14 protein-coding genes and 2 tRNA genes are annotated in these 9482 nt (G+C 63.9%); 2 read left to right on the forward strand and 14 right to left on the reverse strand.

The genetic code is table 11. The annotated features are described in order from the left end of the window. Positions 1-337: 337 nt before the first annotated feature. From DSP71_RS15250 to DSP71_RS15290, 10 genes are all read right to left on the reverse strand, one after another. Positions 338-562 carry a hypothetical protein gene (locus tag DSP71_RS15250; RefSeq protein ID WP_113681506.1) on the reverse strand — a complete coding sequence of 75 codons (225 nt, stop codon included), beginning with the start codon at positions 560-562 and terminating at the stop codon, positions 338-340. A 152-nt stretch (positions 563-714) separates the two neighbouring features. Next, positions 715-900, reverse strand: a complete 186-nt coding sequence (locus DSP71_RS21725; protein WP_147251335.1) for a hypothetical protein — start codon at positions 898-900, stop codon at positions 715-717. After that, entirely contained in the window at positions 897-1433 is a 537-nt protein-coding gene (locus tag DSP71_RS15255; RefSeq protein ID WP_113681507.1) for a hypothetical protein, read from the reverse strand. Before DSP71_RS15255 ends, DSP71_RS21725 begins: the two co-directional genes overlap by 4 nt. Positions 1434-2112: 679 nt before the next feature. After that, complete coding sequence (locus tag DSP71_RS15265) at positions 2113-2562, reverse strand: hypothetical protein (protein WP_113681509.1); 450 nt, start codon at positions 2560-2562, stop codon at positions 2113-2115. Positions 2563-3107: 545 nt separating this feature from the next. Further along, positions 3108-3251, reverse strand: coding sequence for a hypothetical protein (locus DSP71_RS22415; RefSeq protein WP_179516194.1), 144 nt, complete (start codon positions 3249-3251; stop codon positions 3108-3110). Beyond that, a complete protein-coding gene (locus DSP71_RS15270) occupies positions 3248-3574 on the reverse strand; it encodes a hypothetical protein (protein ID WP_113681510.1) in 327 nt (108 codons plus the stop codon). The genes DSP71_RS22415 and DSP71_RS15270 overlap by 4 nt, the downstream gene beginning before the upstream one ends. 190 nt (positions 3575-3764) lie before the next feature. Then, positions 3765-4601, reverse strand: a complete 837-nt coding sequence (locus tag DSP71_RS15275) for a DUF6551 family protein (RefSeq protein WP_147251336.1) — start codon at positions 4599-4601, stop codon at positions 3765-3767. Beyond that, complete coding sequence (locus DSP71_RS15280; protein ID WP_113681512.1) at positions 4594-5472, reverse strand: hypothetical protein; 879 nt, start codon at positions 5470-5472, stop codon at positions 4594-4596. Before DSP71_RS15280 ends, DSP71_RS15275 begins: the two co-directional genes overlap by 8 nt. Before the next feature lie 89 nt (positions 5473-5561). Continuing rightward, positions 5562-5780 carry an excisionase family DNA-binding protein gene (locus DSP71_RS15285; protein WP_179516196.1) on the reverse strand — a complete coding sequence of 73 codons (219 nt, stop codon included), beginning with the start codon at positions 5778-5780 and terminating at the stop codon, positions 5562-5564. Continuing rightward, the gene (locus tag DSP71_RS15290) at positions 5777-5998 is read right to left on the reverse strand and encodes a hypothetical protein (protein WP_113681514.1); all 222 of its coding nucleotides are present in this window, start codon (positions 5996-5998) and stop codon (positions 5777-5779) included. The genes DSP71_RS15285 and DSP71_RS15290 overlap by 4 nt, the downstream gene beginning before the upstream one ends. A gap of 93 nt (positions 5999-6091) precedes the next feature. Here DSP71_RS15290 and DSP71_RS15295 point away from each other — a divergent pair, with 93 nt between their 5' ends. Both DSP71_RS15295 and DSP71_RS15300 read left to right on the forward strand, forming a co-directional pair. Continuing rightward, a complete protein-coding gene (locus tag DSP71_RS15295; RefSeq protein WP_113681515.1) occupies positions 6092-6490 on the forward strand; it encodes a helix-turn-helix transcriptional regulator in 399 nt (132 codons plus the stop codon). Beyond that, complete coding sequence (locus tag DSP71_RS15300; RefSeq protein ID WP_113681516.1) at positions 6420-6854, forward strand: ImmA/IrrE family metallo-endopeptidase; 435 nt, start codon at positions 6420-6422, stop codon at positions 6852-6854. The genes DSP71_RS15295 and DSP71_RS15300 overlap by 71 nt, the downstream gene beginning before the upstream one ends. 64 nt (positions 6855-6918) lie before the next feature. On the opposite strand, the gene DSP71_RS15305 is transcribed toward DSP71_RS15300, so the two are convergent. The 4 genes from DSP71_RS15305 to DSP71_RS15320 form a co-directional block, all read right to left on the reverse strand. Beyond that, positions 6919-6992: transfer RNA gene (locus tag DSP71_RS15305), tRNA-Met, on the reverse strand. 35 nt (positions 6993-7027) lie between these two features. Then, positions 7028-7099: transfer RNA gene (locus DSP71_RS15310), tRNA-Thr, on the reverse strand. Positions 7100-7167: 68 nt separating this feature from the next. After that, positions 7168-7872 (reverse strand): M23 family metallopeptidase, encoded by a 705-nt coding sequence (locus DSP71_RS24065; protein WP_258546484.1) that lies wholly within the window; start codon positions 7870-7872, stop codon positions 7168-7170. A 655-nt stretch (positions 7873-8527) separates the two neighbouring features. After that, complete coding sequence (locus tag DSP71_RS15320; RefSeq protein WP_058633247.1) at positions 8528-9322, reverse strand: inositol monophosphatase family protein; 795 nt, start codon at positions 9320-9322, stop codon at positions 8528-8530. Between the last annotated feature and the right edge of the window lie 160 nt (positions 9323-9482).

The following is a 9482-nucleotide window of genomic DNA, read 5'->3' on the forward strand; positions in this document are numbered from 1 at the left end:
ACGCGGTCGCCCGCGATCGAACGCGGCTCGACCGTGAACCATGACGTGCCGCCGACCTCGAGGCCTAGAGCTCGCGCGTAGAGGTACGGCACTTCGACCTCTAGCGGTCGGATGGTTCCTTCTTCATGCGGGTACAGCTCATGCGCGTAGCGACGCTTTGTCCTGCGATCAGTCATTGCCCTGTCTCCGAATCTCGTGTTTGGTGGTCTGCCTTCCGCTGCCGTGACAGCTCAGGCATTCGATTTCGTCTTGGTAGTCGGTCCCTTTACGGACCGTGTGGAATCCCCAGCCGAGGCACGACTTACACGTGTCTCTGACAGATGGATTTGGTCTGCGGTCACGCATCGGCGGGTGCGGCTTCGGGTGGGTTGAGGAAGAAGCCGAGATCGGAGGTGCACTCACCGCAAAGCTGATGGCGGACCGTCCGCTCTGCGTCGGGGCTTGCATTGACGGGGTGGATGATCATGAGGCCGGACCACAACGTTGGCTGGTCCCCCTGTTCGGTCTCTTTGGGCGCACCGCACCGGTCGCAGGTCCAGATGGTGACGTTCTTCTCTGCCATGTCGAACTCCTTCGTTTCAAAGCGATTGGGTGAGGGCCGGGCTGATCCCCAGATCGCCCGGCCCTGCACTGGTCCGGCATCCCACATGCCGGTTTGGTGGTGGCAGTTCCCCAGGGCTGTCACCGTTCCCACGCCCCCAGGGGTGGGAAGAACTAGTCCGCTGATCGAGTGATCCAACGGAGGAAGCGATCGGCGAGGATGACCACGCGGAATGCGAGCTTGGGAATGCCGGATGCTTCGATCAGGTCATCCATCTCGTCGCCGAGTCGTTCACCAGCGACGGTGAGCGTGCCTTCCATCGCCTCGTGCCATTCGGTTACTTCGCGGACATCGCTCATCGGGACGAGAGCCCCAGTCGATGGCGTCGCTGATAGACGGCGGAGAGCGTCCGGTCCAAGACGCGCGCAGCCTCAGCAGGACGAAGTTCAGCCAGACGGGCGTCTTCTTCCTCCGTCCAGAAGAAGTTGGGATCAGGCTCACCGAACATCTCCACGTATTTCTCGTGGTTGCTTTCCGCGCCTACCGCACGACAGGCGTCGCACCGGCAGGCCCAATTGCGATATGCCCCAAGAGTGCCGTGGCGAGGATCACCCGGCGAGAGACCCTTCTCGCGCATCTTGGCGACCGTGTCGCGGTGCCTCTCCCTGTTGGCCTCCGTACAGGCGTCGCATCGGCATCCGCGTTGGTACGACGCCACCGTCCCGCACGAGTGTCGCTGCGACGCCCAGTACATCGACGGGAGACCGATGCTTTGGCGCCAACGCGCAACCGTCTTCTCACTCACGGCGTAGAGCTTGGCCAGGGCGACATCCGAGGCGCCGCCATAAACGTTGACCTTGAACTCATCAATGTTCAAATTCTTGAATCGCACGAGCAAACGTCCTTTCATGCGCGTTGGTAGTTGGGAAGAGAAAGGGGCTGGTGTGTGATGCACCAGCCCCAAGGGGGTCTCTCGGGAGTCGCACACGGATTCCAGCCCGCATGACCACTCAGAACCTATCCCCCGAGTGCCCGTGCGCCGATCTGTGAGCGCACGCACGAGCCGTTGCTACCGCGATCGGTATTCGCGCTGCTGAGCGTTGATGTAGGCGCGGTTCTCATCGCGCCAGCGACGTTGGCGCTCGAGCCGTTCTGGGCCTGACATCCGCGACGAGAGATGGCTTCGGCGGCCAGTCTCGAGCTCGCGCTGATCGGCGGCCCTGCGGTTCCGCTCTGCCTTCGTGGAATCCACGGCGGTGCGTCGATACTCACGTCGCGCATCTACATTCTTGGCGTTCCACTCACGCCGCTTCAGCAGGTGACGCTCTCGCACAACGAACGCGCTCTCCGTCTTCTCTAGGATGACAACCTCGATAGGCCGCTGGTCGAGACGCTGATCTGCGATAGCGCGATACCGCGCTTGCGCCTTCGCGCGCTTCCGTTCGGCTTGCTCGGGGTTCAACGGCTTTGACGCGTATGCCGCTAGGCGGTCTGGGTTCTCGGAGCGCCATCGCTGCATGTAGCAGGATCGGCATTCGCCCCGCTTCTTGATGTAGACCGGCTCGCCGCACTCACAGTTCGGCAAGGCTGCCCACCCCATAACGCACCAGGTCTTCCAGTGCCAGTTCGTGCAGACGGGCATCATCCTCCGATGCCTTCGCTCGCTTTCGCTGGGCGTTTGCCCTAGCGAGGTGCTGAGCCTTCGTCGCCACGCCCCACGTAGTTTCGTGGCCATCGCCAAGAGAGAATGACTTACCAAGAACTGCCTCCCACGCCTTGCGTCGGGCCTTCCTGGCAATGTCTTCCTCAACCTCGGCTGGCGTGCGTCGGACGGCGACGGCAACCTCCCGCTCGACCTTGCGCACTCTTTCGCGGCGGGCGGTTCGCTCCAAGCCTTCGACGTAGCGCCGCGCCAGGTAGACGAGAACGCGATCGGGAACCGCGGCAGTTATTGCGCCGGCGCCCTGGTCGATATACTCCTGCGCTTCCTGAGCCACCGTGATTCGTGTGGTGATTGTCATGTCTCTACCTCCAGCGCGCAGCCGGGATTCGAACCCGGACAACCCCTTACGGCTCTGCGCAGCCACTAACCCTGTGGCTCTGGTTCACGGTGACCAACCCGTGCCATCCGCTTGACCCTTCGCGGCTGGTTCCGCCCGTGTTGCATGGCGGCGAACTGTCGAATCTTGTACGCCTATTGGCGTTTCCTTTCCTTCGACCCCTAAGCCCTACGTCGCCCGCTCCAGCACGACGCCCAGCCAGCCGCACCAAAGGGTCGCTTGCAGGGGTTCACGCCGCCGTGGTTGACCCCACGATGGTGGGGTGCGGTATTCGGTGACGTTCCGCTCGCAGTTCTCGTAGCCGGGGCGCGTACCCAAGGCGACCTCCGATATCCCGAGGGATCAGCGAGGGGTTACTCCTGCGAGTTCTGTTCAGTTGAAAGCGGCCCGTTTCCGGGTACGCCGAGTAGCGCTACCCCCAGCGACGGGGAGTAGAGCCGGAACCTGTAACGGGGATCAGCCGGTTCGGCGCCGCCAAGTGCAGTGCGCCTGCTTGCCAAAGTGGACTAGCCGAGATCCGCCATCTTGAGGAACATGGTGGCTACGCGGCCAAGAGGAAGCATGCGGTCCTCGAAATACTCGCGATAGGCAAGCAGGATCGGGTTCGTCGGGTTGGTCTGCGGGTACAGGGTGGAAGCGAACTGACTCAAGATGCACTCTCCTCGACCACGCGTGCGTGCTCATCCCACGCCCTAGCGACGCTGCGAAAACGGCGGGCGTTCTCGCGATAGACGGATGCCAGAGGTTCCACCTCTGACGGGCCGAGCCGGTCGTGAACCAGTCCGCCGTGATCGGTGCGCTTGGCCTTCGATCCCCACATCCACCGGGCGAAGGGCTGATCCGCATCGAGTGTCATCGAGAAAGACTTGCCGTCACCGTGCGCGGTCACGGTTCCGAGCTCTCCGTAGTCCACGTACTCCTTGCGTCCGTACGTACGCATCACTCGCGTTCCGATTTCGGGACGTTTCTTCATCGCACACCTCCTGCGCTCTTACATGCGTACGGACGGGAGTCTCGACGGACACCAGAACCAGTAACCACGACCGGATCGGTTGCGTCACGCTCAGCCCAATACCGGGCCGACGCGCGGAACTCCAGAACGAGGTAGCAGTACGTCGCGAACACGGCGCCACCGATCGCGAACCAGAGAGGAATGGTGTCAATCACGCCGCGTCCTTCCACCACGATCCGAGCGAGTTCGTGCCGCGGAGGCCGGCGTTGTAGATGTCGGTGACGGCGGCGGCGACACAGGTCGGGATGGGCTGTCCGGTCTTCTCGCGGATGAGTGCAGCCCGGTTGAGGACACCCTTCACGCCGCCGCTAGTCGCGTTGAGCTTCTTGATCAGGCGCTCCTCTTCGATCCGCCCGTCGTAGCGGCCACGGAACAGAGCCAGGCCCGTGATGATCACGGACTCGAACCCGCGGTCACCGAAGGCTTCGCGAATCACGTAGAGGGTGCCGACGAGCCCGCGGGGACCGTGCTTCTTGTAGGCGGACGTCAGCGCGGTAACTGCGGAGATGGCGCCGTGCGACTGAGCTCGAGCGACCTTGAGGTCGAGCGAGCGGACGATGCGATCAACGTCGGTCTCGATGGGGCGGCCTGCCGTGACGCCGACCTTGAAGCGGTCGTACGCGGAGACCGCGAGGACTTCGTTGTGCTGGAGGAACTTCTCGGCCTCCTGGTCTTCGGTGAGGTCGAAGTACGTCCATGCGGTGACCTCCCACTCCTCGAACCCTTCCCCGAAGAACTCCTTGAGGGCCGTGTAGCGGTGCTGGCCGTCGATGAGCCAGTAGAACCCGTCTCTCCTTGAGGCCGTGAGGGTGCCGAGACGCTCCATGTCGAGCGAATCGACGATCTTGTTCACGCGCGCCGCGTTCACGTCACGCTGTGCTGCCGGCGAAATTCGGATGTCGGCCAGGCGGATCGTCCGGAGCTGCGCCTGACGCTTGATCTTCTTGGCCGCGTCGATGGGCGTCACGGTTGCCGTTGCGTTACTCACCACTGATCTCCTTCAGTCGGTTCTTCATTCGATTGATCGCACGGAGGGGGGAGGTGAGTCGTTGCAGCAACTCGGCCGCCTGCTCCGGCGTGATGCTCTCAAACTCCACGAGCCCAAGAACGCTTTCGTCGGCCTCGATACTGGCGACAATGCGCTCCAGCACGTCCAGGCCGTTGATCCTCTTCGTCTTCCCCAGAACCTCATCGGCGGGAAAGGTGATGCCGCGCTGAGCTGCGCCCTTACGCATGCCCTTCTCCGACATGCCGACCTTCTTCGCGATCTGGGCAGAAGTCAGGCGATCGTTCGCGAGGTCCGCGATCGTCTGCCACTTCTCCGCCTGCGCCTCCGAGAACGTCGGCAAGTTCTTGATCTTGCGGACGACGTTCGACCGCGAGAGGTTGCCCTCCTCCTCCGCCTCGTCGAGAGCTTGCGTGACGTGCTCGGGGTCGGCATCTGCCATGGCATAGATGTCAGCCGCCTCCTTCGAGCTGGGAAGGAACTCCTTGGGTGATCTGCTGCTACTCTCCACGTCAGCAGCAGCAGATCGCCCATACTGATTCGCCACCGTGGCACGCTGACCATTCGTGCGGATCTCACCGGCTTCTTGCCCCCGACGTACCGCGCGGCCAAGCGCGTCTTCTGCGCGACGCTGTGTCTTCTGCGCCTTGAGTACGATCTCGCCGCTCAGCTCTTTCTGGCGGGCGGCTTCGGTCACCGTGGCAACGAATGCGTTGAAGTCCTTGATCTCGTACACGGTGGACTGTCCGAGGTTGGCACGGTCAATCCACTGATTCGCCTGCTCAAGGGACTGGGTGACGACGATCTCCTGGTTCGCCTTCGGGAGCGAGTCAAGAAGCGCAACATCAGTCACTGCGGTACCCTGGGCGTACTGATCTCCATCAGTCCCAGCCCCAGCGTGTTGCAGCACTGCTGGGGCTACTTCGTTCACGACCAGGGCGCTCATGCAACACGCCCTGGTTTCTCGTCCGGCAGGCTGTCGAACCAGCGCATGAGCTCCGTGAACTTCACGAGGGGCTTGCTGCCGAAGTACTTGGCGGGCAGCTGGTTGTTCTTGATCGCCTTGGTGATGGAGTCTCTCGACAGGCCAACCTCTGCGGCGGCATCATCGACGGTCAGCCCGATGGGCTTTCTGCTGTCAGTCTTGCTTTCCGCGCTCACGCGGCCTCCTCCATGAATCGAGTGGCAGGGGTGCGCAAAAAGCCGCCGACACGCACCAGTTCATCGAGCTGGAAGTCGACGCGCCCAGAAAGGCGGTCCTCCAGTTCGGGAGTGGTGATGTCGGCGGCTTGTGCGACAGTGTTCAGGTCGAAGCCGGCCTCGCTGATAGCGAGGTCGACTCTTCTTGCGATACCGATTCCGGTTGCTTGCCTGTCCATATCGATAGGCTACATGCCGATAGCGATGGCTGCAAGCCGTTAGTGAAAGTTTTTCAGTCGGTTTCGATGGATTCGGAATCTAAACTGGTATCCATGTCCCCTTCGCAGCCACTGATCAGCCGAGTCGCAGCCGATGTTCTCACCGGTTACTACAAGAGGAAGCGGCTCACACAAGAGGAACTGTCCGAGCGATCGGGAATCCCCCTTCCAACGCTGCAGAAGAAGCTGAAGGCGAACGCCCCGATCACGGCTACGGACCTCGTGATGCTCTCCCGCGCAATCGGGGTTGATCCCGTCGATGTGATGGCCGAGATCATGAAGGACACCGAACATGAGGAGCGGCTAGCGTCCGAGGGTATCCCTACGATCGCTAATCAAGCCCGCAAGAAGAAGCCATCCGAGATGACTGAGGAGGAGTTGGATGCATTCGAAGGAGAATCCGCAGCCAACACGGACCCTGAGCTTGGCTTCGACGAGCCTGACGCTCCCTAGGGGGCGCGCCTACGATCCTTTCGAGCACGCGGACGCTCTCGGCATCCCCGTGTATGTGCGCCGGCTCCGGACGGCGAACGGCCGCTACTTTCGCGAGTACGGGGAGATTCTTCTCAGTGACCGTCTTCGAGCACGCGACCTGCGGCTCACGCTCTCCCATGAGCTCGGGCACGCTGAGTTGCTGCACCCCGATGATCGCCCGAAGCACGAAAAACAGGCCGACCAGTTCGCCGCACAGAACTTGATCTGTCCGGACGAACTGGCCGACCTGTATGGCTGGTGCCGCGATGAGAGGCGGATCGTTGCCGAGCTCGGAGTGACGACGACGCTGTTTCGGTCGTTCATTCTCAGCCGGGCCGCGTGACCCTCGCTCCGCGAGATTCAGTGGATCGGGGACACTATCGGGTCCACCTGGGTGGTACTTTCTGTAGCAGGAGCGGGGCTTGAACCCGCGACCTCACGATTATGAGTCGTGCGCTCTAACCAGCTGAGCTACCCTGCCGCGAGGCATCCGTCCGCGTGAGAAGAATGCTTGCGAGCCCCGAGTCAGGATTGAACTGACGACCCCTTCCTTACCATGGAAGTGCTCTGCCACTGAGCTATCGGGGCGTGCTGCCCCTCGCGGGGCAACCGTACGAGAATACCATTACTGTGGCGTCCTCATGAAATCGAGCCGGTCACTCCTCCGCGGTCAGCGACGATCGACCGGCGTTCGCCTTGAGCCACGGCATCGGGTCGATGGTCGTTCCGTTGACAATGAGCTCGAAGTGCAGGTGAGCGCCGTAGGAACGACCCGTGTTACCCGTCTTGCCGACGATCGTTCCGACCTTGACGGTGTCGCCGGCCTTGACGTTGAGGGAGCCGTACTGCATGTGCGAGTAGTGGCTCGTGATGACCTGGCCGTCGATGACGTGGTCGATGTAGACCGTGACCCCGAAGGCCCCGCCCTGCTCTGTGGCGATGCGGACAGTGCCGTCGGCGATGGCCTGGATCGGCGCACCGTTGCCCGGCACGAAGTCGATGCCCTCGTGGAGGCGGCCGCTGCGCATCCCATAGCCGTAGCTCATGCCGACACCGACGAGGAACGGCCACTGGATGGCGGCGTCGGGGTCGTTCGTGAAGATCTCACCCGAGTAGTTGATGCCCTGCTCGGCGGCGACCTCGGCGAGCGAGACCGTGCTGAAGTCATCGGAGCGGGAGAGCGGGACGCTCTCGACGCCGGACGGTGCGACGAAAGCCTGGATCTCGTCCTCGGCCTCGTCCTTCGAGTCGGCGGCAGCAGCGGAGACCAACGACATGGATGCGGCCGAGCCGCCCCGCACACCGGCGACCGCCTCCGCGGGGAGCGTCATGGACACCGCGAGAAGCCCTGCGAGGCTCATCACACCTACGGTTGCTCCGACCGTGACCACCTTGCGGAGGTTACGGGGGCGACGAGGGGCCACATGCGAGGGGACGACAGGCTCAGCGTCCGAACTCGCTGCGGACGACGAGCGCTCAGCCGTGGAAACCGTCGGAACCGCACCTGTCGCGCGGAAGGCACGGGAAGCGCGCTCGAACGCGTCGGCTTCGACCGCCGGTCCACGCCCGGCCTCACCGGTTTCGCGGACCGGAGCCGCAGGAGCCTCGACCGGCTCCGAGGCGACAGGAACCGCGGGAACATCGGCGATCACCGGCTCCGAGTTCGTGGCGACGAAAGGCTCGATCAGCGCTTCCGTGACCACCTCGTCGGGTGCCGGCCGCTGACGGGCGGCGCGTCGGGAAAGGGGGGCGACAGCAACGAGGGCGACGGCAGTGGAATCAGCGGCAGAAAGGGGTGCCGTCGGTCCCGCCGCGGGGGCCTCGGAGGCCGCAGTGCGGAGTCGGCTAGATCGGCGCGTGGGCGCAGAGGCAGCCTGGGAGTTCTCGAGGGGCAAAGCGTTTCTCTCGGTCGTGCGTCGTGCTCGGGGGGCGCAAACTTTGACTTTCACCTTCGGGTGATGAAAGTAACGATCGGGTAAACCCTACCGTGACCAGGCTGAGAATGCCATGAATCGTTCACGGATTCTCCGCGAGGATCGCGAGCAGTCGGGCGTGCACATCGACTCCCCCCGCCACCAGCATCGGGCGTGGGGAGTCGACATCCGTTCGGGACACCACGCCTCCGGCTTCCTCGACGAGGAGCGCACCGGCGGCGAAGTCCCAGGGGCGAAGGCCCCGCTCGAAGTAACCGTCCAGTCGCCCCGCAGCGACGAAGGCCAGGTCGAGTGCGGCCGCACCCATACGTCGCACATCGCGAGCCATCGGCATGACCCGCGCCACGGTCGCGATGTCGCCTTCGTGGGTGGCGGGGTCGTAGCCGAAGCCCGTGGCGAGGAGAGCGCCGGCCGGGGTCGTGTCCGTCACCGCGAGACGAATGCCGTTCGACCAGGCGCCATGACCTCGCGCCGCTGAGAAGGTCTCTCCCAACGCCGGGGCGTTGACGGCGCCGGCGAGCGCTTCCCAGGTCTCGGGATCGGGTTCCCCGCGGACCGCGCCGATGCTCACGTTGTACGCCGGGATGCCGTACGCGTAGTTGACGGTGCCGTCGATGGGGTCGACGATCCACGTGATCCCGCTGCTCCCCGCTTCGGCCCCCGTCTCTTCGCCGAGAAAGCCGTCGTCCGCCCGCGCCGCGCGGAGACGCGAACGGATGAGCGCTTCGACCTCTCGGTCTGCGTCCGTGACGATGTCGGCCAACGACGACTTGGTCGCCGCCAGGCGCACCCCTTCCTGTCGTCGAAGTCGCGCGAGCTGCCCTGCTTCCTCGGCGATCTCGGTCGCGAGGTCGCGGAGTTCGAGTTCCAGCGTCACTGTTCGGGCTGCCGGGGCGCGGGCGGCGGCGGCGGGAAAGCCTGCGAAGCCTCCTGCGGGGAGGCCGGGATCTGCGTGGCCGGGGCAGGGGGCATCGGGTGCTCGCCCGGAGTCGAAGGCGCGGGCTCTGCGGGCTGCGAGAACTGCGGCGGCGCGAACT

The sequence above is a fragment of the Microbacterium sp. H6 genome, from assembly GCF_003314775.1.
In the GTDB taxonomy this organism is placed as follows: Bacteria; Actinomycetota; Actinomycetes; order Actinomycetales; family Microbacteriaceae; genus Microbacterium; species Microbacterium oxydans.